This is a genomic window from Parabacteroides merdae ATCC 43184, from assembly GCF_025151215.1.
Taxonomy (GTDB): domain Bacteria; phylum Bacteroidota; class Bacteroidia; order Bacteroidales; family Tannerellaceae; genus Parabacteroides; species Parabacteroides merdae.
On sequence record NZ_CP102286.1, the window covers coordinates 1,134,788 to 1,159,818 of the forward strand.

Here is a 25,031-nt window from a genome sequence, read left to right on the forward strand (position 1 = left end):
AAGATGAGAAATAACAAAGCTGCTTCTTTATTTCCAAAGGAGCTCGTTATAGAAAGTTTGAAGCAATCATTCGTTAAGTTAAATCCGCGGGTGATGTTCCGTAACCCGATCATGTTTATCGTAGAGGTGGTGACATTCGTCATGTTGTTCGTTACTATATGGGCAGTAGCCACAGGCGATACGACGCAAGGATCTTTCGGTTACAACATGTTAGTATTTATTGTATTGTTCGCAACGCTGCTTTTCGCAAATTTCGCAGAGGCGATTGCAGAAGCACGTGGTAAAGCACAGGCCGACAGTTTGCGTAAGACTCGTGAAGAGACTCCGGCTCGTTTGTGTGTCGGTAATAAGATCGAGACTGTCAGTTCTTCTCAGTTGAAGAAAGGCGACATCTTTATTTGTGAAGCCGGCGATACGATTCCTTCCGATGGTGAGATCATCGAAGGCCTGGCTTCTATCGACGAAAGCGCCATTACGGGTGAATCTGCTCCGGTGATCCGTGAAGCAGGCGGTGACAAGAGTTCGGTTACTGGTGGTACGAAAGTATTGTCAGATCAGATTAGAGTAAAAGTCACAACTGAACCGGGTGAAAGTTTCTTGGACAAGATGATTGCTTTGGTAGAAGGTGCTTCACGCCAAAAGACTCCGAACGAAATTGCCTTGACAATCCTACTGGCAGGTTTTACACTGGTATTCGTTGTTGTTTGCGGTACTTTGAAACCGTTTGCTGATTATTCTAACACGACGATTACGATCGCTGCCTTTATCTCTTTGTTTGTTTGTTTGATTCCGACTACGATTGGTGGTTTGTTGTCAGCTATCGGTATTGCAGGTATGGATCGTGCGTTGTCTGCTAATGTAATCACCAAATCCGGTAAGGCGGTTGAAACGGCTGGTGATATTGATACTTTACTACTCGACAAGACCGGTACAATCACGATTGGTAATCGCAAAGCAACCCAGTTCTATCCAGTATCTGGCATTGATGAACACTCTTTTGCACAGGCTTGTTTGCTGTCCTCTCTTTCTGACGATACGCCTGAAGGTAAGTCAATCGTAGAACTGGGACGTGAAAAAGGTGTACGTGTACATGATCTGAATACATCCGGATCGAAAATGATCAAATTTACGGCTGAGACAAAATGTTCAGGTGTAGATTTGGCAAATGGTACTCGTATCCGTAAAGGCGCTTTCGAAGCCATCCGTAAGATGAGTGAGGCTGCAGGTAACAAATACCCGAAAGAGGTTGCCGATTTAGTTCAGAAGATCACGAGCAACGGTGGTACTCCACTGGTTGTTTCACAGGACGACTTCATTATCGGTGTGATTGAATTACAGGATATTATCAAACCGGGTATCCAGGAACGTTTCGAGCGTCTGCGTAAGATGGGTGTGAAGACGGTAATGGTAACTGGTGATAACCCATTGACCGCAAAATATATCGCAGAAAAAGCAGGTGTAGACGATTATATCGCTGAGGCCAAACCGGAAGACAAGATGAACTATATCCGTAAGGAGCAGGAAAACGGTAAGCTGGTCGCTATGATGGGTGACGGAACGAATGATGCTCCGGCTTTGGCTCAAGCAAATGTTGGTGTGGCAATGAATAGTGGTACACAGGCTGCCAAGGAAGCTGGTAATATGGTTGATTTGGATAATGATCCAACGAAACTGATCGAGATTGTCGAAATTGGTAAACAGTTGCTGATGACTCGCGGAACGCTGACTACTTTCAGTATAGCTAACGACGTGGCTAAGTATTTCGCGATTGTTCCGGCTCTATTCATGGTTACAATCCCTGCATTGGCCCCAATGAACATTATGCACTTGCATAGCCCGGAATCAGCGATCCTGAGTGCGATCATCTTCAATGCAATCATTATCCCGATTCTGATCCCACTGGCGTTACGCGGTGTAGCTTATAAACCGATTGGTGCTTCTGCATTGCTTCGTCGCAACTTGCTGATTTACGGTTTGGGCGGTGTGATTGTCCCGTTCATTGGTATTAAGTTGATAGATATGATTGTAGGTTTATTCATGTAAAAGTAAAATCAATATTAAAAACCTTCCTCCCTCTGTATGAAGATAGGAGGAAGGTTAAGAAAATAAAATAATAATTCATTATGATATCAAATCTTTTTAAATCATTAAGACTGACAATTGCGTTTTGTTTGTTCTTCAGTGTTTTCTACATCTTCGTTTTGTGGTTGTTTGCCCAAGTGGCAGGACCGAATAAGGGCAATGCTGAACTGGTTACATTGAATGGAAAAGTAGTGGGGGCTGCCAATGTTGGTCAGAATTTTACACAAGATATTTATTTCTGGGGCCGTCCTTCCCATGCCGGTGACGGTTACGATGCATCCAGTTCGGCAGGTAGTAACAAGGGACCTTCCAATGAAGAACATTTGGCCTTGTTGGAAGAACGTATTGATACATTTTTGGTCCATCATCCTTACCTAACCCGTGAAAAAGTTCCGGCTGAAATCATCACGGCCAGTAGCTCCGGTTTGGATCCACATATCTCACCGAAAGCCGCTTATGTACAGGCTAAACGTGTAGCGGACGCTCGTGGTTGGTCGGAAGAAAAGGTGATAACAATCGTGAACTCACATGTTGAGAAACCTTTATTGGGCATGTTCGGTACAGAAAAAGTAAACGTGTTGAAATTAAACGTTGCGCTTGATAAAGCTGCTGAAAACAAATAACAGTTATTTAATAGATAAATTAGATTTAAGGTTATGAAATCATTTGTAAAAAAAGTAACTGTTTTGGCGGTTGCATTCTCAATGGCATCTTCTACGTTGGCTAATGCACAAGAAGAGGATGGTAAGGTAAATTTTTCCGTACAGGGAGATTTGGTAAGTTCTTATATTTGGCGTGGTTTTTACCAGACTGGTGCCAGCTTTCAACCAACATTATCTTTAGGCGTAGGTAATTTCTCTTTGACAGCTTGGGGGGCTACTGATTTCCAGGGTGCCAATTCCACGTCAGCAGCTGCGGCTAAAGAAATAGATTTGACGGCTGCTTATACATTCGGATCGGCAGGTCCTACATTGTCTGTCGCTAGCTTATGGTGGGCAGGACAAGGTGCCGGTGACTACTTTAACTTCAAGAGCCACGAAACAGCTCACCATTTTGAAGCAGGTTTGGCTTACACTTTACCTATTGAGAAGTTCCCGCTGTCTATCACTTGGAATTTCATGTTTGCCGGTCAAGATAAAGATGAAAATGGAAACCAAAACTATTCTTCTTATGTAGAGTTGAACTTCCCGTTCACAGTGAAGGGAGTTGATCTGAATGCAACTTGTGGTGTTCTTCCATACGATGCGGGAGTAACTACGTATGGAGGTGATGTAAATAGTGGATTTGCTGTAACGAACGTTGCATTGAAAGCAATGAAAGATATCAAAATCACGAATTCTTTCTCATTACCCATTTTTATACAGGCAATTTGGAACCCTCGTATGGAGGATGCTCATCTTGTCTTGGGAATTTCTTTAAGACCTTGATATAGTATACGCATGGACCGAGAACAAAGTGTACAACATTTTTTGGATTTGTTGAAAAAGTCTCGTCGTGGCAATTTTAAAATCTACATCGGCATGATTGCCGGTGTAGGTAAATCGTATCGGATGCTATCAGATGCCCACCAATTACTGGAAAGCGGTATTGATGTCAAGATCGGTTATATAGAAACACATGGGAGAGTCGAGACAGAGGCATTGGTGGAAGGACTGCCTGTCATTCCACGTCGTAAAATATTTTATAAAGGAAAAGAGATTGAAGAGATGGACTTACAGTCAATTCTCAGTATTCATCCTGAAGTTGTTATCGTTGACGAATTGGCTCATACCAATGTCGAAGGCAGTAAGAATGAAAAACGTTGGCAGGATGTTATGGATATACTGGATGCCGGTATCAGTGTAATTACGGCAGTTAATATTCAGCATATAGAAGGATTAAACGAGATGGTGCAGGACGTGGTTGGCATTGAGGTCAAGGAGCGTATTCCTGATATCGTACTGGAGCAGGCGGATGAAGTAGTCAATATAGACCTTACTGCTGACGAACTGCTGGCTCGGTTAAAAGCCGGAAAAATATACAAACCTGATAAGATACAAACAGCATTGAATAATTTCTTTAAGGCTGAGCATATTCTTCAGCTTAGGGAATTGGCATTGAAAGAGGTTGCTTTGCGGGTAGAAAAAAAAGTGGAAAGTACTATTCCTGAGAATCTTGGCGTGCGGCATGAAAGGTTTATGGCCTGTATCAGCAGTAATGAGAAAACCCCTCGTAAGATCATACGGAAAGTCGCGCGGTTGGCTACCCGATATAACACCAAGTTCTTTGTATTGTATGTACAAACCCCTAGGGAAAGTTCGGACCGGATTTCGTTGGCAAGCCAAAGACATTTACTGAACCATTTCAAGCTGGCAACAGAACTCGGAGGAGAAGTTATTCAAGTGCAATCCCCACATATAACGGATGCGATAGTGCAGGCTTGTAAAGAAAAACAAATCAGCACATTATGTATTGGACGACCGACTTTAAAATACCCTTCCGTTATCCTTGCTATGGTTCATTATCGGAACATGTTAGAAGAATTAGCTCAATTAGGTATTGATTTGATAATATTAGCTTAAAAAATCCTTATATAAAAATGAATATAAAAACAAAGTTGACTTATGGAATAGGGCTTTTATTTGTCTTGATCACTTTATTAGGGGGATTGGCTATAAAAAACATTCATAATGTATCAGATGACACGCAGAATATTCTGGCGGATAATTATAATTCACTCCTTTATTCCCGTCAGATGCTTGAGTCATTGGATGCCATTCGGGAAAATCCGAATGCCCGAAAAAACTTTGAGGCCGGGTTGGAGGCTCAGAGAAACAATCTGACAGAGAAGGATGAAGACGTACTGACCAACCGGTTAAGTTCGTACTGTGAAAAGGCATTGGATGACATGGATGATGAATCGATTCGGCAAATACGCCAGACGATCTATACCATTATGGCGGTCAATATGTCTGCCATTTATGAAAAGAATGAAGTGGCTGTCCACACAGCGAAAAGATCTCTTTTTGGGATCTGGACGGTAGGGATTGCTTGTATCACGATCGCTTTCCTCTTTCTGGTTCGTTTACCACGTTCGGTCAGCGTACAGATCCGGAAATTGACGGATGGCATCAAGGAAATCACCAATGCCAATTACAGTAAGCGGCTCGATTTGGGGAATGAGCCGGAGTTCAAGGAAATAGCTACATTGTTTAACGAGATGGCTGAGCGATTGGCCGAATACAGGAACAGTTCGCTGGAAGATATCCTGCAGGGAAAAAAATATATAGAAACAATTATCAACAGCATAGCAGAACCTATCATAGGCTTGAGTAAGGAACGGAAGATTTTGTTTGTTAATGACGAGGCTTTGACTGTTTTGAATTTGACGCGGGAAAACATTATTGGCAGGCCGGCTCCCGAAGTGGCGTTAAAAAATGATTTGCTCCGCCGTTTGATTCGGCAATTAGTTCATCCCGATGACAATAAGGACCCGTTGAAAATTTACGCAGACAATAAAGAAAGCTATTTTCAGGTAAAATACATTCCGATCAACGTCAACAAGCAGACCGGACTAGAGAGTAAGTATGTCGGGGATGTGATCTTGTTGAAGAACGTGACCGAATTTAAAGAAAAAGATATTGCAAAGACAACCTTTATTTCGACGATTTCCCATGAACTGAAAACACTGATATCAGCTATTATGATGAGCTTGAAATTACTGGAAGATAACAGGATAGGAAAGCTAAATACAGAACAGGAGAGCCTTTCTAGGAACATAAAGGAGAATAGCGATCGTTTGTTGGAGATCACTAGTGAATTGTTGAAGATGTCACAGGTAGAGAGTGGTAAGCTCTATTTGAATCCGAAGATTACCAAACCGATCGAACTGATTAACTATGCCATCAAGGCGAACCAGGTACAAGCCGAGCGTTTTAACTGTCAGATCGAAGTGGAATATCCCGAAAAGATTGCCAAGTTGTTTGTTGACAGCGAGAAGATTGCTTGGGTTGTGACCAATCTGTTGTCGAACGCCATCCGTTATTCATCGGAGAACGGGAGGATCGTCATCGGTGCACGACAGATCGACAAAGCCGTCGAGATTTATGTCAAGGACTTCGGAAAGGGCATTGATTCGCGTTACCACGAAAGTATTTTTGATCACTATTTCCGTGTCCCAGGAACAAAAGTACAAGGTAGTGGTTTAGGACTTGCCATCAGCAAGGACTTTGTGGAAGCTCATGGTGGTACGATCCATATCGAAAGCGAAGTCGGTAAAGGTAGTACGTTCGTGGTTAGATTTAATGTATAAAAAGTAAAATCAAAAATCAGATAGTCTAATGAAAGTATTAAAATTTGGTGGTACTTCAGTCGGTTCTGCCCAGCGGATCAAGAATGTTGCGTCAATAGTTTGCGATCAGGAACAGAAAATAGTAGTGCTCTCTGCTATGGCTGGGACAACAAACTCTTTAGTGGAGATATCTGAATGTTTTCACAAAAAAGATCCGGAAAAAGCCAATGCGGTCCTTTCTTCCTTGGAGCAGGCTTATGTCAATCATATAGAAGAATTATACCGGAGCGATGTCTACAAGGAAAAAGCCATGCAATACATGCTCGAACGGTTTCAACATGTCTGGTCTTTCTCAAATATGCCTTTCAGCGTATTCGATGAAAAGGAAATCTTGGTGCAGGGTGAGTTGATATCGACTTTTCTGATGGCCTGTTATCTGGAAGAACAGGGGGTGGAGGTTGCTTTATTGCCTGCGTTGAACTTCATGCGGATTACGGTGGACAATGAACCGGATATGGAATATATCTCTAAACACCTAAAGGTTCTTTTGGAGCAAAACAAGGAGGCTGAAATATATATCACGCAAGGTTTTATTTGCCGGAATGCCTACGGCAGTATTGACAACTTGGAAAGGGGAGGAAGTGATTACACCGCCTCTTTAATCGGAGCGGCTATCCAAGCAGAAGAGATACAGATATGGACGGATATTGACGGAATGCATAATAATGATCCACGGTTTGTCAATGATACCGCTCCTGTCAGACAATTGAACTTCGACGAAGCAGCCAAGTTGGCGCATTTCGGTGCTAAGATACTGCATCCGGCTTGTATCCTACCTGCCAAGGAAAAGAACATTCCGGTACGCCTTTTGAACGCGTTGCAACCAAGTGCGTCAGGTACATTGATCTCGAACACTGCTGAAAAAGAGGCGATCAAAGCTGTTGCCGCCAAAGACAATATCACATATGTCAAGATCAAGTCGCTACATACGATACCGACACCTCATTTTCTGAGCATCGTGTTTGATACATTCTATAATTACAATACACCGGTGGACATGGTGACTACTTCTGATATCGGAGTTTCCGTAGCGATTGATAATGACAAGCACATAGACGAGATTGTGGGTGTATTAAGGGAATACGCAACGATTACAGTCGAAAAGAATATGGTGATTGTTTGTGTTGTTGGTGACTTGGAATGGCAAAATGTCGGTTTTGAGGCACGCATCATCAATGCGTTGAAAGATATTCCCGTACGAATGATTTCATACGGTGGTAGTAGTAGTAACGTATCGTTGGTGATGAAAGCGGAGGATAAAGTGCATGCCTTAAAGGCGCTCAGTGAACACCTATTTTCCGTATCTGACATTTATTAAATATACCAGATTTGATTCCTTTATCAAATGTTTGGGAGGGACACCAAATCTGTTGAACAATTATATGAAAAACAGAAAGAGAAGGAAATGTTGGAAGATCAAGATGCCTCTGTTTATTCTGTTATCTTTTGGTATAGACAAAATATAATGAAGTGAATTCTAAATGTTTTTGTCTAACTTTTAGGATTCACTTCTATATCCATCTACTATTTAACAATATATATTATTTCTTATAACCCGCTAAAATCGACCCCGTCAAATATTAGAGAAGGAACACGCCAACTGGAGAATGTGCGCGGGTCATTGCCGACTTCGGCTAAATTACTCCACAAGGAAATCATGTTGCCTGTTGCGTTCATTTCGGAGATGGGTTGTGTCAGTTTGCCTTTTTCGATCAGGAAACCTTCTACACCGTAAGAGAAGTCACCGGTCGTACTGTTGCTGTTACCGCCGTTGAAACCCGTCACCAGAATGCCTCTGTCGACAGAAGCAATCAGACCATCCGTATCCTTATTTCCCATTTGCATGGTCAGGATAGAAGGGGAGGCAATCGTTTGTCTCATATTCATCTTGTTGGCTGAATAGGTATCGATATAATAGGTTTTCAGGATACCGTTTTCAAACACAGGCATACGTTTTGTCGCTACACCTTCGCCATCGAAATATCGGGCACCGGATGTACCCACCATGTGGGGGTCATCGATAACCGTTAGTTTGTCACCCAATACTTTCTGGTCGATTTTATCCAACAAAAAAGAGTTTTTCTGCTGGATGGAAGAACCATATAATGCGTCAATTACCGGAGAAAGCAAACGGGAGGAATTCATATTGTCCACAACCATCTGATACTTGCCGGAAGCGACCTTTTTCTGTCCCAGTTTACGCATTACACGTTCCAGGGCCTTTGTTCCCAGACCTTCTTTAATTAACTTATCATAGTAAAGTGAAGAATCGAACCAATAGGATTCCGGGCGAGCATCCCCTTCACCTTTGATGCTTACGCTGGCAACTAGGCTGAAAGAAGAACCGGATGCTTCCCCTTCGAAGCCGTTGCTGGCAACCATATATTTGAAATCCTTTTCATCGCTGTAGGATGAATTGACCGAGATAATACGGGGGGCTTTTCCCATCATTTCGTTGCAGACGTTCATGGCCAGCGTCACTTTGTCGTCCGGCTGGATTGAGTCGAACTTCGGATCGATCAGTTGCAAGTCGGCGCCGCCTCCTTTATAATAGAGAGAAGAGTCGGGTAACGTACGCGCCTTGTCTTCCGCCAGGAAGCGAGTGGAAGCGATACCGTTACGGATAAAACTTTCCAGTTCCTTTTTATCCAGACGGTTTGTAGAGAAGGAACCGAAACGTCCGTCCACAAACAGATGGATCACCAAACTGTTTTCCGATGCCTGTTGCAAGCGGTCCATTTTCATATCACGTATTTCGAAGGAACTGCTCGATCCATTATAGATACTTACACGTGAGGCCTGGCAACCGTTTTTCAGGGCAAATTCCATGGCCCACTGAGCCAGTTTTTTATTTTCGTTCGTTATCATGTCTAATGATTTATGATTTTAGATTTATGACTTTGGATTTATGATTTATGGGTGTGTAGACAACGCATAAATCATAAATCATAAATCTTTTTAATTTTCTCCTCCTACAGTAAGTTTACTAACTAAGGCTGACGGCATACCGCAGGTTACCGGACAGGATTGTCCGTCCTTGCCGCATGTCCAGGTGCCGTTATCCATCTTGTAATTGTTTCCGACCATCGTGATATCGGCCAATGCACGTGGACCGTTACCGATGATATTGATATCTTTGATCGGCTGTGTCAGTTTACCATTTTCGATTAGATAACCGTCTTTCACGAAGAAGGTGAAGTCGCCCGCACCGATTTGTACTTGCCCGTTGGTAAAGCTAGAGGCATAGATACCTTTCTTCACCGTCGAGATCATTTCTTCTTCCGTCACGTTTCCGGCTTCCATATAGGTAGCGCGCATACGCGGGATCGGCATCTGGCGGAATGATTCACGGCGACCGTTCCCCGTTGAAGGTATACCGTAATGTTTGGCACTGATACGGTCGTGCAGGTAGCTGGTCAGAATGCCTTCTTTCACGATATAAGTCTTTTGCCCGGCGATACCTTCATCATCGATATTGACAGAACCGCGGTTGAAAGGAATCGTACCGTCGTCCACCACATTGATATGCTCGTTACAAACCTTTTTGTTCAGCTGGTCGGAGAAGATCGATGTATTCTTGCGATTGAAGTCAGCTTCGAAAGCATGGCCGATTGCTTCGTGCAACAAGATGCCGGAACCTCCTGCACCCATTACGACCGGCATTTCGCCTCCTTTAGGCTTGATAGCTTGGAATAGGATGGAGGTTTTCTCTACTGCCTCCTTAGCTACTTCGGCAATGATATCATCTGTCAGGAATTCGGCTCCCATGCGGAAAGCGCGGGATGCATATGAATTTTCGATCTTCCCGTTGTTCTCCATGATACAGACTGCCCCCAGCGTCACCATCGGACGATAGTCGTAGTACATCTGTCCTTCGGAGTTGCAGAACAAGATGTGTGAAGTCGTGTCTCCCAACGAAGCCATCACTTTGTGCACCCGTTTGTCAAGCGCAAAAATCTGATCGTTCAGTTTCTGAAGATACGGGGTCTTTGCATTTACGGCGAGCTCGTCCCAAGGAGTTTGTACACCGTAATAATTATTCGGGATCGGTTCCTCCGTCAGGGCAACCGGAGCTTTTCCTGCCGAGCCGGTTGCGATACGGGCTGCCGTGCGGGCAGCTTTCAGCATCTCGTCGAGAGTCACGTTTTCCACATACGCATAACCGGTCTGATCACCGGCCAATACACGTACTCCCATACCGAAATCGATATTGGACGAAGCACGGTTTACGGCTCCGTCTTGCAATCCGATATTGTTCCGGTAGGAATGTTCAAAGAAAAGATCTGCATAGTCGCCTCCTTTCTCAAGTGCTGCTGCCAACACTTTCTTCATGTCGCTTTCACTGACACCAAAATGGTTCTGAGCGAATGAGATACCGGTAGCCTGATCTACCTTGTTTCCGGTACAACTTCCCAGGAATGAGGGAACTGCTAATGATCCAAGCATAACCATACCTCCTGTTTTGATAAAATCACGTCTGTTGATTTTCATATGTTCGATTATAGTTTATTCTCTTTTGCCCATTGCATGACGTTGGCTGGCGGGCGTTCGGCCAACAATTCTTTTTTCATGAAATCCATGTAAGGAGCCACGTGCTTAAAAAATTTCTTGTAACCTCTACATAGATAGTTCAATCCGGGTTCACCGTTTGCCGTATGGAGAAAACGGTTCTTGGGACATTCGCCGTTGCAGGCAAACAGGTAGTCACACTCCTTGCATTGGGTAGGGAGTGTTTCATATTTGTCTGCTCCGAACTTCAGTTGGCGTTGGCTGTACATCATCTCGGTAAGCGTTTGAGTATGGATGTTACCTAACTTATATTCCGGGAATACAAAGTGGTCGCAGGCATATACGTCGCCATTGAACTCCATCACACCGGCATGTCCGCAAGTGCGTGCCAGCGTACAGACGCCCGGTTGTTCGCCTACCCAGTTTGCCAGTGTGGAGTCGAAAAGCTGGATATAATAATTACCGACATCCTCTTTCAGCCATTCGTCGAAGACCGCACAGAGGAAATCTCCCCATTTTCCGGCGTTGACCGTGAAAGGGGCCAGTTTGATGTTGGCATCCTGCTGTTCCGGCGAGGTGAGCAACGTTCCGTCCTGATGGAATCCGAGGCGTTCTACAATCGGGGTGAATTGGATATAGTGGCAATCTATTTCCTTGAAAAAGTGATAGAATTCCAGCGGATAATCTACGTTGTAGTCATTGACGACTGCCATTGCGTTGTATTCCACGCCATGCTTTTTCAGCAGTTCGATTCCCTTCATCACTTTATAGAAGGAGGGGAGTCCCTGCTTGTTGCGACGATATTCGTCATGAAACTCCTGCGGGCCGTCTATCGAAACTCCCACGAGGAAGTTGTTCTCTTTGAAGAAACGACACCAGTCGTCGTTCAGCAGTGTCCCGTTTGTCTGGATGCAGTTGTCTATCTGGCGTCTGTGGCCGTACTTGCGTTGCAACTCCAGTGCTTTCCGATAGAAACTGATCGGACGCATCAGCGTTTCACCACCGTGCCAGGTAAAGAGAACCTGCGGCATCGTCTGACATTCCAGATATTCCTTGATGAATTTTTCCAGTAACTGTTCGCTCATGATATGATTTTTCACCTCTGGATAAAGTTTCCCTTTCTCCAGATAATAACAGTATTCGCACGCCAGGTTGCAAACTGAACCGACAGGCTTCAACATTACATATACGGGTTTCGCGAACGGGGATATATATGGATTACTCATGGTATGCTTAAAACGATGTTTTATTTAGTTTCATATGCAAAAGTAATCTTTTTAACGGATGAATGTTGTTTTTTTACCGTGTTTTTTTCTTGTAGCGGTTGTAATCGGTGACAAATCCTTCGCAAAGCCAATTCGCGAGTGCCTGGCGGTTGTCGCTCAGGATGATTCGCTGCTGGTCGAAACTGTTTTGGATATTACCTAACTCGACGAAAACGGAGGCCGGTGTCGTATGTCTCAACACGTATAAGTTCCGTCCGTCCACTGTTCCGGTAAATCCTCGTCCCGGCTGGTGCTTCTTATATTTATGGGTGAAAGTTGTCCGCATGGTTTTCGCCAGATGCTTGCTTTCGGAGTTTTTATTCTGGTGGTAGAAAAAAACATCGGTCTGGTGTCCCTTGTTCCGGCTGTCCACATGCACGAAGATAGCTCGTTTGTAGGCGTATTTATCCTGCTTGAACAGGGTGTTTATCTTGTCACTTCGTTGTTTCAGGCGACGGACCTGGTTAAAAGGAATAGGGCTACCCATACAAGTTTCCCGTTTACTGTTCTTCAGGTATTTGGCATCCCGTATCCCGTCTTTGGCATCTTGAATGATAATGTGGACTTTGGCTCCTTTTGTCATCAGGTTGCGTGCCAGACGGAGTACGATGTCGTAGGCATATTCGTCTTCGTGCAACTCGATTTTGCCAATCCGTCCGATTGCTCCAGGATCAGGGCCTCCGTGTCCGCTGACCAGATAGAAACAGGCTCCTTTTAGTTCGGACGATGTTACCTTATAGGAGGCCAGTTCTTTGCCGAACAACGGTTCATAGTTCGCTCGTTTGATGGCGGATGCAACAGCTTCTTTTCCCTGTAAGGGGGGAAGCGTATATTTGACTCCTATCCTAAGGGTATTCCCCTTGCCTAACTTGTTTTTGTTCAGCTCGATGAACTGTTTCTGATATGAAATACCTGTACGGTTATGGCGTTTGAGGAACAGGGTGATGCCTTCTCCTTTCTTGGGAAAGGCTTTTTCCTGGGCCTGTAAACGGTTGACGCAAAATATGGTAAAAAATAACGCGAATATGATATTAAGTTTAAACTTCATTGGAGACATGTTGCTAATGCGAACAAAAATAACGCTTTTTCGGGATTATGCAAAATATACGGTTATTATCAGGCGGAGCAGCATGTCCTGGTAGTATCATAGGCAGGAAGAGTTTGTGCCATGTCGATGAAACGGTTGTGCCATGCTGATGAAACAGTTGTGCCATACTGGTGAAACGGTCGTGCCATGCCGATGGAATTATTGTGGCAAAGGCATGAAGCTTTATTTTTATGGTTTGTCTGCTTTTGTTCGCCTGAGTTTAGGAAATATCTCAGATCAAATGATTCATCGCCATGTATTTCCAAAGTGGGGCGGCATGGAGCGCTTGTTTGATCTGGTCGTTTAGCAACAATTCTTTTACTTCGTCGAGAGTCAGAAGGTGGACGCTGAGGTCTTCCGTGTCTTCCAGATGTTGTGCCATGACTGACTCTACATCTGTGGCAAGATAGCAATAAGTCAGGTTGGTGTGGGTACTCGGATTGACGCCTATTACCATCAGTTCGCTCCAATTTCCGTTGCCGTAGCCGGTCTCTTCGAGCAATTCCCGTTGGGCGGAGACGAGTGGGGAAGCGTCTTCCTTTTCGCAGACACCGGCGCAAAGTTCGTAAGCCGTGATACCCAGTCCATGACGGTATTGGCTTACAAATACGAATTTCTGCTCTTTGGTGATTGCGATCACATTGATCCATTCTGGATATTCGAATATAAAATATTCAGGAATCCTGTTTCCGTTCGGCAATTCCACTTCCTCCCTGCGCACGGTGAACCAAGGTTGGCTGGATAGGTATTCACTTTTCAGTACTTTCCAGTTTCTGTTTTTCGGAGTTTCCATATTTGTAGTTTGTTGATGGTGTGTATCAAAATATATAATTATGAAACGGTCGAGTTTGTAATAAATTGTATTTGTACTTATCTTTGTGGCTTCGAAAGAGAGGACTTAGATGAATAAAGATAATAATTTCGGCAGGCTTTTGCTCCTGCTACTTCTTGCGTTTGGTATCTGCTTGGGACTTTATTACTTACCGGACCAGCTGTTCGGGATGAAAATAAAAAAAGTTGATTTACTTTCCGATCTCAGGATAAAACCAGAATCCCTGTCTATGGATTCCTTGCGTATGCAATTGGAACAACCGGATACGGTCCGGATAGATTCGGCCGCCGTGCGTGATTCGATCCTGAAAACGACAGGTATCGATTCCGTCGCCCTCGCATTACGCGATTCGCTTTACAAGGTTATGTATGCGGACAAGGGAGCCGATTCGTTGGGAACGCGTATCGAGGATTACTCTGTCGGCCATATCGGTTTGAAACGTTTTTTTGCCGCTTTAAGAAATAGCAGGCAGGCGAACCGCCCGGTGCGTGTCGCCTTTTTGGGTGATTCGTTTATCGAAGGTGACATTGTGGTGGCTGATTTCCGTTCGGGTATGCAGGAGCGGTTCGGAGGACGCGGAGTCGGTTTCGTTCCGGTTACGTCGGTAGCCGCCCAGTTCCGTCCGACGATCGAGCAAAAGGCGGAAGGTTGGACCACCTGGTCCATGTTGACGGATCATCATCACCGGTATACGCTTTCCGGAATGACGTTCGAACCGAAAGGGGAGAAGCCATCTATCTCGATCAAGACGACAGACCGTTATCCGGAGTTGAAAACGGTTTCTTCCCTTAAATTCTTGTATGAAAAGAATATCCGTACACAGATGACTTTGGTTTGCAACGGCACGCAGGACACGATCTGCGAGACCTTGGAACCGACAACCGCCATCACGCAATACGAACAAACAGGAACCTTTACGGAAGCCTCCTTCAGCTTTGCCGATACGGCCGGTTTCCGTGCTCTCGGGGTTGCACTCGAAGATAATTCTGGGGTGATCGTGGACAATTATTCGTTGCGTGGCAATTCGGGGATGATCCTTTCGAGATTGGACAGCACCCGTTGCCGAGAGTTGAACGAGATACGTCCCTATGATCTGGTCGTTTTGCAGTACGGGTTGAATATCGTCAGCGACAGCGTTCTCCAGTATGGCTGGTACGCCAAGCGGATGGAAGAAGCCGTACGCCACGTACGCGTTTGTTTTCCGGATGCCGATATCCTGATGCTGGGGGTTTCGGACAGGAGCCGACAAGTGGACGGAACCTTCGAAACGATGCCTGCCGTATTAGCCTTGCTACACGCACAGCGGCAGGCGGCTCGCCGTTCGGGGGTCGCTTTCTGGAATGTCTTTGGGGCGATGGGAGGAGAGAACAGCATGATCCGTTTCGTGGAGAACAATTGGGCTAGCAAAGACTATACCCATTTGAGTTTCAGGGGAGGAAAAGAGATAGCTTCTGCCTTGTTGAAGGCAATATTATTAGAAAAGGAGTTTTATGATGAAGCAGACAAAGTGGCTCATTAGTCTATCGGCTTGCCTGTTTTTGATGGCCGCCAGTTCTGCCGGAGTGAAAGGAAAATTGGCGATCCCGTGTCAAGCGTGGGAACAGGGGAGTATTGATACGATCCCGCTCCCTTCCCGCATTTATTCGATCGGGAAGGAGGTCGATTCGATCCAGTCGCCCTCTTCGCTGCAATCCTTCTTTGACGAACTGGATTCGCTCGGAGCGGGGAAGGATACCGTATTGACAATCGTCCATTTAGGCGATTCCCACATACAGGCTGGTTATTATTCCGGTAAAGTGATGCGTCTTTTGCAGGCGCAGTTCGGGAATGCCGGACGTGGATGGATTGCCCCTTTCAAGTTGAGCAAGACGAATGAACCGGACGATTATTTCATCTCTTCTTCCGTCCGCGAATGGGTGACGGGACGCTGTATCCAAGCCAATAAGAAATGTCCTGTTGGAATCGGTGGAATCGGTATCCAGTCCGTTTCTCCTTCCATCAATTTGGACGTTCGGATAGCGCCTAACAACGGGGCAGGCTATTCCTTCAACCAGGCGATCCTTTACCGGGGAGAAAAAGCCATGCCTATGTTGCCGGCCGGTTCGTTCAAAGATTCCATACAGACATCCTTGGCTACGGTTCCGGCTGTCGCAGGTGTCTTGGCCGATACCTTCCGTATTTCTCATCCGGTAGATACGTTGCAGCTGCACAGTACCCGGCGGAAACAAGGCACGGATAAGCTGCTTCCGGCCTCCAATTTCAAAAATGTTTATTATGGTTTCAGCCTGACGAACGGTTATCCGGGTGTCCTTTACCATTCGGTCGGCGTGAACGGGGCGATGTATGTCAATTACACAGACGAAGCATACGTTCGTCAGTTGGCCCTGTTGAAACCTTCTTTGCTGATTATTTCGTTGGGTACGAACGAAACCTTCGGCCGTCGCTTCCGTTCGGAAGAATTTGGCGGACAGATACGTGCGTTCGTTTCCCTCGTCAAGAAACAGATGCCTGAAACGGCTATTCTGCTCACCACTCCGCCGGAATGCTACAAGCGGACTTATGTCAATAAAAAACGGACGTATGTCCGTAACTCGAATACCCAACTTGCTGCAAAGGCGATTGTAAAGGCGGCACGTGAAGAGGGCGTAGCTTGCTGGGATCTCTTTGCCGCTACGGGAGGGAAAAGCTCCTGCACCAAATGGCGCAAGGAAAAACTGATGGGCCGTGACCGTATTCATTTCACAAAGGATGGCTATCGTGAGCAAGGAACCTTGTTATATCGTGCCCTAATGCAATCTTATAATCAAATGTTGAAAATCAGAAAAGATGATGAATGATTTTATAAATAAAATGGGAGAATATTGGTCTCAGCTCTCATTCGACAAACTTGGCGATATATTGACCTACCATCACAATGCTCCGATACTTTTCAGCAGCGGATTGTTTTTCTTCCTTTTTATCGGTTTCCTGATTATTTATATGTCGCTCAGGAAGCATTTGCTGACGCGTATCATTTATGTTACGTTGTTTTCCATCTATTTCTATTATAAGAGCAGCGGATTGTTTTTCTTTCTCCTGCTGTTTGTCGCAACATCCGATTTTTGCATTGCGCAGTGTATGACTAAGACTGCTTCCAAGTGGGGACGCAAAGCATGGGTTGTCCTGAGCCTGTGCGTTGACTTAGGGCTGTTGGGATATTTCAAATACTTCAATTTCCTACGGGAGATCATGGCTGCCGTTGCTCATGAGTTGGGGTATCAGTTAGGGAATACCTCGTTGCAGAACATTACCTATCAGCCGTTGGATATATTTCTGCCGGTCGGCATTTCCTTCTTTACCTTCCAGACCATCAGCTACGTGATTGATGTGTACCGGGGTAGGATAGCCCCCCTCCGGCGTTGGATCGACTATGTTTTCTATGTCTCCTTCTTCCCGCAGCTGGTGGCCGGTCCAATCGTTCGGGCACGCGATTTTATTCCTCAGATTTATAAGACTCCGGTTGTTACGCGGGCGGAGTTCGGAGAGGGGCTTTTTCTCGTCTTATGTGGGCTCTTTAAGAAAACCGTCATATCCGACTATATCAGCTTGAACTTCGTCGACCGCATATTCGATGCTCCTTTGCTCTATACAGGGGTGGAAAATCTGTTGGGTGTGTATGGTTATGCCTTGCAGATCTATTGCGATTTTTCCGGCTATTCGGATATGGCGATCGGGATTGCATTGTTGTTAGGTTTCCGTTTTAACGTGAATTTCGATTCGCCTTACCAGTCGGCGACCATTACGGAATTCTGGCGACGTTGGCATATCTCGCTCTCTTCTTGGTTGAAAGACTATTTGTATATTTCACTCGGAGGTAATCGGAAAGGGAAAATACGGACATACATCAACCTGCTGATAACGATGTTGTTGGGCGGTTTATGGCACGGAGCCTCCGTGAGTTTTATCCTTTGGGGAGCCCTGCATGGAGTTGCACTGGCCGTCCATAAGTTCGTGATGAACCATTTCAGCAGTTTCAAACCATTAGGATCAGAAATGAAACCCTGGAGAAGAGTGATAGGTGTTCTGATCACTTTCCATCTGGTGTGCTTTGGCTGGATTCTGTTCCGGGCTGACTCGATGCAAACGGTTGGCGAGGTGCTGACGCAGATTTTCACGAATTTCCATCCGGAGGTCTTTATGCAGTTTGTGGTGGGCTATAAAGGAGTGTTCGTCTTGATGGTGGTGGGTTATATCCTGCATTTCATGCCGAAATCGGCGGAAAACGGTTTGCAGGCAGTCGTTACCCGTTCTCCTTTGCTTGTTCAGGCGGTGATGCTGGCGATTGCGATCTTTGTTGTCGTGCAGTTCAAGAGTGCCGGGGTGCAACCATTTATCTACTTCCAGTTCTGACATTGTTTCCTGCCATATCGGGAATCCGATGGAAGCAGAGTTTAATAACAAAAGCCCTTCCGGAGCGGGGAGGGCTTTCGTTATTAAATGTAGGAGGGATCAGAGTCCAGCTTGCGGGTCGAACGTCCCGTTTTCCCAGCCTTTCGTCTGTTCCAGGTTCGGATTGTTACTCATCTCGCTGCGTTTCATCGGCAGGAAGTAGATGTTCTGGTTGGTGATCATCGGCGTGTTATCACGGTCGAACAGATAGGTCGTGTATGTATTATCGGCCTGCTTGTTCATCACTAAGGCATGGCGTTTGCCTTGCCCGTTCATCAATTTGTCGTAGATCATCCAGCGGCGCATATCCCATAAACGTTTTTGTTCGAACAACAATTCGATAAAACGTTCTTCGCGAACTGCTTCACGCATTTCCGTCTGGTTCATGTTTGGGTTCAATCCGTAAACTTTGCCTTTCATTTCCGGATTGGAACTAGTTTCATTGATGCCTGCACGCTTGCGGATCTGTTTCAACATATCGAATGCTTCGTTTGTCTTTCCGACCTCGACGGCAGCTTCGGCATAGTTCAGCATTACTTCGGCCAGGCGAATGTCAATATAGTCGGTTCCAGATTTTTGGCAGTCTGTCACTGAAAGGCTTTCGTCAATGGCTTTACGGGAATAATAGCCGGTTTTCGATCCGACGTTTTTGCCGTAGGCATAGTCGTTTTGCGCATTTTCGTTCAGTTCCATTACGGTATTGAAATAAGTCACCCCCTGATAGACGATTGTCGCATAAAAACGTTTGTCCCGATTTTCCCACAAGGCGAAGATATCTTTGCCTTCCTTTTCCCAATCGGCATAGGTGTAAGTCCCTCCGTCTATAGTAGGGAAGCGGTCAATCACTTCCTGTGTCGGGTGGTTACCACCGGTGTTGTTCATCGAGAACGTGATCGGACGGACGGTTGCATCTCTTTTCTGTGTGCGGGTCGGGTTTTCGTAGCGGATGGCAAAAATTACCTCTTTGTTCATCTCATCTAGGAACAGTTTTCCGTAATCATCATACAAGGCATGGCCTTGTCCGATCAGGTAATTCAGTGTCTCTTTGTTGTAGTTGTAGGCGGTTTGCCAATGTTCGTTGTTGTTGTTCGGGTTGAACTGTGGACTAGCACGGAACAAGAATACGCGTCCGAGGAATGCCTTGGCTGCACCTTTCGTCACGCGGCCCAAGTCTTCAGCCGAATGAGAGTCTGGCAACCCTTCTGCACAAGCTTTCAGTTCGTCGATAATGAAATCGAAACATTCTTTTGTAGAGTTACGTTTCACATAGAGGTCGTCCGTCATTTCTTGCGGGATAGTGATCAGTGGGACACCACCGTAACGTTTGACCATTTCGAAATAGAGGTAAGCACGAATGAAACGGGCTTCGTAAGTCAGACGGTCGGCTAGTTCACGGTCTATCGTACAGACTTCGGGATTCTGTGCATTCTGAATGAAAATATTGCAGTTTCGGATGTCAGAATAGGGCCAGTACCAGGTCGGGGCGGAATCTTTCGTGTCACTCATATTGTCCGGTGTGGTGGTTCCCTGTGTCCAGTTGCCTCCGCCCGTCGCTTCGTCGGTCGCATCGGCCGCGGCCGTATCCCAACTTGGGATGGAAACATATAAAGCATTGAGAAAAGCTGTAGTCAGCGTTTTGTCAACCCAAACCTTGTCCTCCGAGATTGAACTTAGGTCTTCCTTATCCAGTACGCTGGTGCAGGAAGAGAATAATGCCAGAATGGCAGCACATGTTATAAATATCTTTTTCATATCTAATTACTCAAATTGTTAGAAACTTACATTGATACCAAAGTTGAAACTTTTTGTCAACGGATACTGATAAGCTCCACGGTCACCGCTGTTTTCGGGATCGTAGATGCCGATGTGGTCGAATACGAACAGGTTTGTGCCTGAAACGTAGACACGGCAACGATCTACACCGATCGAATTCACCCACTGTTTCGGCAACGTATAGCCGAGCTCGATGTTTTTGCAACGGAAATAGTTACCGTTCATCAACCAGAATGAAGAAGCCTGTCCGTTGGCGCCTTTCGAGCCTGTACCACCGACGCGCGGATATTTACCGTCTGTGTTGTCGGGTGAATAAGCGTCCGACCATATGTTCAGAACGGTCTGTTCTGTCCAGGTATCGCCGCGGTTCGGGAACATGATGCTTCGATGGCCTACGCCTTGGAAGAAGGCTGTGAAGTCGATACCTTTCCATTCACCTCCTAAACTGATACCGTAGATGATTTCCGGGTCTTTGCTGTAGAGCGAAAGAACGGCTTGGTCGTTACCGTCGACAACTCCGTCAGGGCCTCCGACGCCGCCTGCACCGTGGATATCTTTCAGGATAATATCGCCTTTCGACCATTCGAATCCGCCGTTATAGAGCGGCAGTCCAGCTAAATCTTCATCCGTACGGGCGATACCGTCGGCGATGTAGCCAGTGATGAAGTTGATCGGGCGTCCTGTCTTTATTTCCCATTCATAGGCGTTTGCCGATTCGTCGATATACGTGTAATGGTTGCGGGCGAAAGAGAAGTTACCGGATACATAATATGTGAAGTTACCGATCTTATTATCGTGGCGCAACATGAACTCACATCCCTGGTTTACCATCTCTGCGTAGTTCTCTTTCGGTAATGTGGCTCCGAAAGTCCCCGGAATCGTACGTTTACGGTCCATCAGGATATCTGAAGTTTTCTTATGGAAGTAATCAAATTCGAGGCTTAGCAGTCCGTTCCACAATCCCAAGTCAAAGCCGACGTCGGCTGTCGTGGTTGTTTCCCAAGTGATGCCTTTGCTTGGATAAACACCCGGTAGAATACCGGTTGCACCTGAACCGAAGACGGCATTGGTTCCTGTTGTAAATTTACTTAAATATTGGTAATAAGCAACATCGTCTCCTCCGTCGTTCCCTAATGTACCATAGGATGCACGTAATTTCAGATTACTGATAAAGTTCAGTTTTTCGTTCTGCTTGAAGAAATTTTCTTCAGTCACGCGCCAACCGGCTGAAACAGACGGGAAAAATCCCCAACGCTTGCCCGGAATCCATTTTACGGACGAGTCGTAACGGAAGTTGGCTTCTAATAGATAGCGGTTGTCGAAACCGTAGTTCACACGGCCGACGTAACCGATGCGTCCAATTTCCGATTCGTGACCATCAGCATCTTTCCACTGGCTGTCCGCACTTCCGGCGAATAGCTGTTCAAGGGAAGATGAAAGCAATTGCTTGCGCTGTGCCCAAAACATATCACCCCATTCTTCGTATTGCTCATAGAGGAACATGGCGCCGATGTCGTGTTTGCCGAATGTCCGGTTATAGTTTAATTGCAAGTTTAGCGTATAAGCGCTCGTTTCGTTGAAGTCTTTTCGGACGAAGTTTCCGTTTTCGGTTCTCGTACGTGTGCCGACAACCGGGGCGTCGTCGCGGATGATGTGGTTATGTCCGCCGCTCGTTTCGTGTATATATAAGGTATACTCTTTTCCTACCTGTTTTTCATTCTCGTAATAACGGCGATAGTTGAACATCGCGTTTGCTGTCAAGCCTTCTACCCAAGGAATTTCCCATTTGGCGCTTAACTTCGTGTTCAGTGTGTTATGTTTTTTGGAAACATGCCCGTTGTTGATTGCTTCCAGAATATTCCAGTTGTAGATGGTTGCGTTCGGCTTTCCGTTTATATAGGCCGGCTCGGTAGTCGGGAAGTTTAGTAGGGCACGATACATATCGTTCATCAAATCTTTATCAGAGTCATGAGGCCAGTAAGGTGTGCGTTGGTCGCTCATATTACCGTCCACATCCAATCCGATCGTAAAGTTATCCGCAACTTTGGCATCTACATTCGAACGGAAACTGTAACGTGTGAAGTCCAGGTTGTTGAATGTTCCGCTCTGGCTGTAATAACCGGCTGACATAAAGTAATTGATACGTTCGCTACCCCCGTTGACACTTAGGTTGTGCTGTGTCGTAAACGGGTTTTTCCAAGCGAGGTCGAACCAGTTTGTACTGTGTGTTTTGAAGTATTCTTGTTCGTCGGCTGTGTAGTAGCGGGAATCTGTTTCCGGGATGCCATTATACATGAATTGGTTATTCAGATATACAGTCCGGTCATAAGCGTTCATCACTTCCGGTGTGCGGGTTGGACGGTCCGTTCCGAATAGACCTGAATAGCTAAACTGAGGCTTTTGGTTTTTACCGCGTTTTGTCGAAACGACAATCACGCCGTTAGAGGCACGAGAGCCATAAACGGCAGCGGATGCTGCGTCTTTCAATACGGAAATGTTCTCGATCGTGTTTGGATCCAAAGCATCGAAGTCTGCTTTTTCACGAACAACGCCGTCGATGACGTAAGTCGGATTTGTATTGTTGGGTGTATTGACGCCACGGATCGTGATCGGGGAAGATACACCCGGCATACCGGATTTATTGTAAGAGAAAATACCCGGCATACGTCCTGCCATCGCATTGGAGATATTGGAAACTGGGATTGTCGCAATGTTATCTGCCGAAATAGTGGCGACCGAACCGGTCAGGTTCATTTTCTTTTGCGTACCGTAACCGATCACGACCACTTCATCCAGCTTTTGTGTATCTTCCGTCAGTGTGACATTCAGGTTGCTTTGTCCTGCAACTTTCACAAAACAAGTATTGTAACCGATAAACGAAATTTGTAAAGTCGCGTTTTCAGGAACTTCGATCGTGAAGTTTCCGTCCATATCAGTAATGGTCCCGACGGTCGTTCCCTGGATTGAAACGTTTGCTCCGGCGATAGGACCAAATTGGTCGGAAACAACACCTTTAACGGTTTTCTGCTCTTGTTGGACCTTGGCAACGATATCCATCTCTTTCGGACGAAGGATAATTTGTTTCTCATTTACCTTGTACTCGACATTGGTGGATTTGAAAACTTTCTTTAGGATGGATTCGATTGTCTCATTGTCGAATTTTACATTGACTTTTCTGTCTACATTTACCAGTTCATTGTTATAAATAAAATGGAATTCAGAGTTTTCCTCTATTTTGTTCAATACCTCTTCTATCGAAACGTTGTTCATTTCTATAGAAAGACGTGCAGATTGCGAATATAGACTATTTGCATTTGCTGCACTAAGAAAGCAGGTTAAACATAAAGCGGCGATTTTCATACGCGTAGGAATTTGAGGAGACAAGTCGAAATATGACCTGAAACCTTTTTGTTTTGATGTAATTTTCATAACTTTACATTATCAAATTTAATTAGGTAGTTATATGACTTAATTAGACAATTATCATTCGTCAGGTGAGATTTTCGGATTGATAATTATTGTTGATCACGGGATGGGAAGATGTTGCAAGCATCTTTCCATCTTTTTGATTCAGATGTGTGTAGCAGCTATGTCTTCATGGTATTTCAATTTTTGTGTTAATCATTCATTTCTGTTTATTACGGCTATTAGACGTAGGAGATAAAAAATCCCCTACGCCAAAATGCAATTTTTTTATCTTGCTTCGATAATAACGGTCCGACGGGTATAAGAATAGTCGCTGGCCTGTTTCGGTTCGATCATTGTGCACTTGATAGGAGCAGTCTTTTCGAGCAGTTGCAGGATCTCTTCAAAGGTTTCGGTCGTAAAGGTTGCAGAATATTTGTAATTGAATATTTTTTTGCTTTGTAAGATGATGTTTACGTTGAAATGGCGTGACAGGCGTTGAGCTATCTCTGCCATTTCGGTCCGGCGGAAGACCATTTTTCCTTCCTTCCATGAAGTAACCATATACAGATTGATGTCTGAAACCTTAGTGTTATCTGTTATCTTATTATATACGGCCTGTTCACCCGGATTCAGAACTTGGGGGATTGGTTTCTTTTCATTTCTGATTTCTATGGAACCGTTTGCCAGAGTGGCTTGTATTTCGTCATCATCTTCATAAGCATTAATATTAAATTCTGTGCCGTAGGCGCTTACCGTAATTCCGTTTGAAAGTGCTACATCGAAGCGGTGCTTTTTATCTGATGAAACCTTGAAATAAGCTTCGCCGGACAGATATACTTTACGATGGTCTCCGACGAACTGTTTAGGATAATGCAGCTTGGAACCTGAATTCAGCCATACTTCGGAACCATCCGGCAGTGTAATTTTAGAAACAAGGCCATAAGCGCTTGACAATTCCACCTGTTCGATCGGCTGATTTTCCAATCTGTAGATACGCTGGTAAAAGTAGATACTGCTAATTAAGGCTGGAATGAGCAATATGGCTGCCGTGTAACGAAAATAGCGACCGATCTTTTGTCGGAATCGGTTTTTCTGCATGGTTCTCGATACATTTTTCCAGTGGTTGTCTACATCTATTTTTTCTTGCAAATATAGCATCTGGCTGGTGTCACAGATAAAACGGAGATCACCGACCTCTTTCCGTAATTCAGGTGAATCCAACATTTGTTTTTCAAAAGCAAGGCTATCTTCTTTCGATAGTTTGCCTTCCAGATAGGCTATGATATGTTCGGTTTGTATATTCACGTTTGTCATGTA

The 25,031-nt window shown here is 45.1% G+C and carries 17 protein-coding genes; 9 read left to right on the forward strand and 8 right to left on the reverse strand.

The features are described from left to right. The first annotated feature begins 3 nt into the window (after positions 1-3). From kdpB to NQ542_RS04585, 6 genes are all read left to right on the forward strand, one after another. Positions 4-2,043: a potassium-transporting ATPase subunit KdpB gene (gene kdpB / locus NQ542_RS04560; protein ID WP_005641785.1), complete on the forward strand. Its 2,040-nt coding sequence runs from the start codon at positions 4-6 to the stop codon at positions 2,041-2,043. A gap of 80 nt (positions 2,044-2,123) precedes the next feature. After that, positions 2,124-2,705: a K(+)-transporting ATPase subunit C gene (locus tag NQ542_RS04565; protein WP_005641787.1), complete on the forward strand. Its 582-nt coding sequence runs from the start codon at positions 2,124-2,126 to the stop codon at positions 2,703-2,705. A gap of 33 nt (positions 2,706-2,738) precedes the next feature. Continuing rightward, positions 2,739-3,509, forward strand: a complete 771-nt coding sequence (locus NQ542_RS04570; RefSeq protein ID WP_005641789.1) for a hypothetical protein — start codon at positions 2,739-2,741, stop codon at positions 3,507-3,509. 12 nt (positions 3,510-3,521) lie between these two features. Continuing rightward, positions 3,522-4,643 (forward strand): hypothetical protein, encoded by a 1,122-nt coding sequence (locus NQ542_RS04575; RefSeq protein WP_005641791.1) that lies wholly within the window; start codon positions 3,522-3,524, stop codon positions 4,641-4,643. Between the two features lie 11 nt (positions 4,644-4,654). Further along, positions 4,655-6,373, forward strand: coding sequence for an ATP-binding protein (locus NQ542_RS04580; RefSeq protein ID WP_081447010.1), 1,719 nt, complete (start codon positions 4,655-4,657; stop codon positions 6,371-6,373). A gap of 28 nt (positions 6,374-6,401) precedes the next feature. Further along, a complete protein-coding gene (locus NQ542_RS04585) occupies positions 6,402-7,730 on the forward strand; it encodes an aspartate kinase (RefSeq protein ID WP_005641795.1) in 1,329 nt (442 codons plus the stop codon). A 230-nt stretch (positions 7,731-7,960) separates the two neighbouring features. On the opposite strand, the gene NQ542_RS04590 is transcribed toward NQ542_RS04585, so the two are convergent. The 5 genes from NQ542_RS04590 to NQ542_RS04610 all read right to left on the reverse strand — a co-directional run bounded on the left by NQ542_RS04590 (position 7,961) and on the right by NQ542_RS04610 (position 14,066). Beyond that, positions 7,961-9,280 carry a TldD/PmbA family protein gene (locus NQ542_RS04590; RefSeq protein WP_005641799.1) on the reverse strand — a complete coding sequence of 440 codons (1,320 nt, stop codon included), beginning with the start codon at positions 9,278-9,280 and terminating at the stop codon, positions 7,961-7,963. 90 nt (positions 9,281-9,370) lie between these two features. After that, positions 9,371-10,903, reverse strand: a complete 1,533-nt coding sequence (locus tag NQ542_RS04595) for a TldD/PmbA family protein (RefSeq protein WP_005641801.1) — start codon at positions 10,901-10,903, stop codon at positions 9,371-9,373. An 8-nt stretch (positions 10,904-10,911) separates the two neighbouring features. Next, positions 10,912-12,147 (reverse strand): anaerobic sulfatase-maturation protein, encoded by a 1,236-nt coding sequence (locus tag NQ542_RS04600; protein WP_005649385.1) that lies wholly within the window; start codon positions 12,145-12,147, stop codon positions 10,912-10,914. A 73-nt stretch (positions 12,148-12,220) separates the two neighbouring features. Continuing rightward, positions 12,221-13,234 (reverse strand): N-acetylmuramoyl-L-alanine amidase family protein, encoded by a 1,014-nt coding sequence (locus NQ542_RS04605; protein WP_005649370.1) that lies wholly within the window; start codon positions 13,232-13,234, stop codon positions 12,221-12,223. Positions 13,235-13,505: 271 nt separating this feature from the next. Beyond that, complete coding sequence (locus NQ542_RS04610; RefSeq protein ID WP_005641813.1) at positions 13,506-14,066, reverse strand: NUDIX hydrolase; 561 nt, start codon at positions 14,064-14,066, stop codon at positions 13,506-13,508. 109 nt (positions 14,067-14,175) lie between these two features. On the opposite strand from NQ542_RS04610, the gene NQ542_RS04615 reads away from it, so the two are divergent. The 3 genes from NQ542_RS04615 to NQ542_RS04625 are packed head-to-tail and all read left to right on the forward strand — an operon-like array spanning position 14,176 to position 18,494. Then, a complete protein-coding gene (locus NQ542_RS04615) occupies positions 14,176-15,624 on the forward strand; it encodes an SGNH/GDSL hydrolase family protein (RefSeq protein ID WP_005641815.1) in 1,449 nt (482 codons plus the stop codon). Next, positions 15,599-16,942: a GDSL-type esterase/lipase family protein gene (locus NQ542_RS04620; protein ID WP_005649348.1), complete on the forward strand. Its 1,344-nt coding sequence runs from the start codon at positions 15,599-15,601 to the stop codon at positions 16,940-16,942. The genes NQ542_RS04615 and NQ542_RS04620 overlap by 26 nt, the downstream gene beginning before the upstream one ends. Further along, complete coding sequence (locus NQ542_RS04625) at positions 16,935-18,494, forward strand: MBOAT family O-acyltransferase (RefSeq protein WP_005649347.1); 1,560 nt, start codon at positions 16,935-16,937, stop codon at positions 18,492-18,494. The genes NQ542_RS04620 and NQ542_RS04625 overlap by 8 nt, the downstream gene beginning before the upstream one ends. A gap of 99 nt (positions 18,495-18,593) precedes the next feature. Here NQ542_RS04625 and NQ542_RS04630 read toward each other — a convergent pair whose 3' ends face one another. The 3 genes from NQ542_RS04630 to NQ542_RS04640 all read right to left on the reverse strand — a co-directional run bounded on the left by NQ542_RS04630 (position 18,594) and on the right by NQ542_RS04640 (position 25,028). Then, positions 18,594-20,285, reverse strand: coding sequence for a RagB/SusD family nutrient uptake outer membrane protein (locus NQ542_RS04630; protein ID WP_005641820.1), 1,692 nt, complete (start codon positions 20,283-20,285; stop codon positions 18,594-18,596). Between the two features lie 18 nt (positions 20,286-20,303). After that, positions 20,304-23,576 (reverse strand): TonB-dependent receptor, encoded by a 3,273-nt coding sequence (locus tag NQ542_RS04635; RefSeq protein ID WP_224204509.1) that lies wholly within the window; start codon positions 23,574-23,576, stop codon positions 20,304-20,306. Positions 23,577-23,999: 423 nt separating this feature from the next. Beyond that, entirely contained in the window at positions 24,000-25,028 is a 1,029-nt protein-coding gene (locus NQ542_RS04640) for a FecR family protein (RefSeq protein ID WP_005641823.1), read from the reverse strand. Positions 25,029-25,031 lie beyond the last annotated feature (3 nt).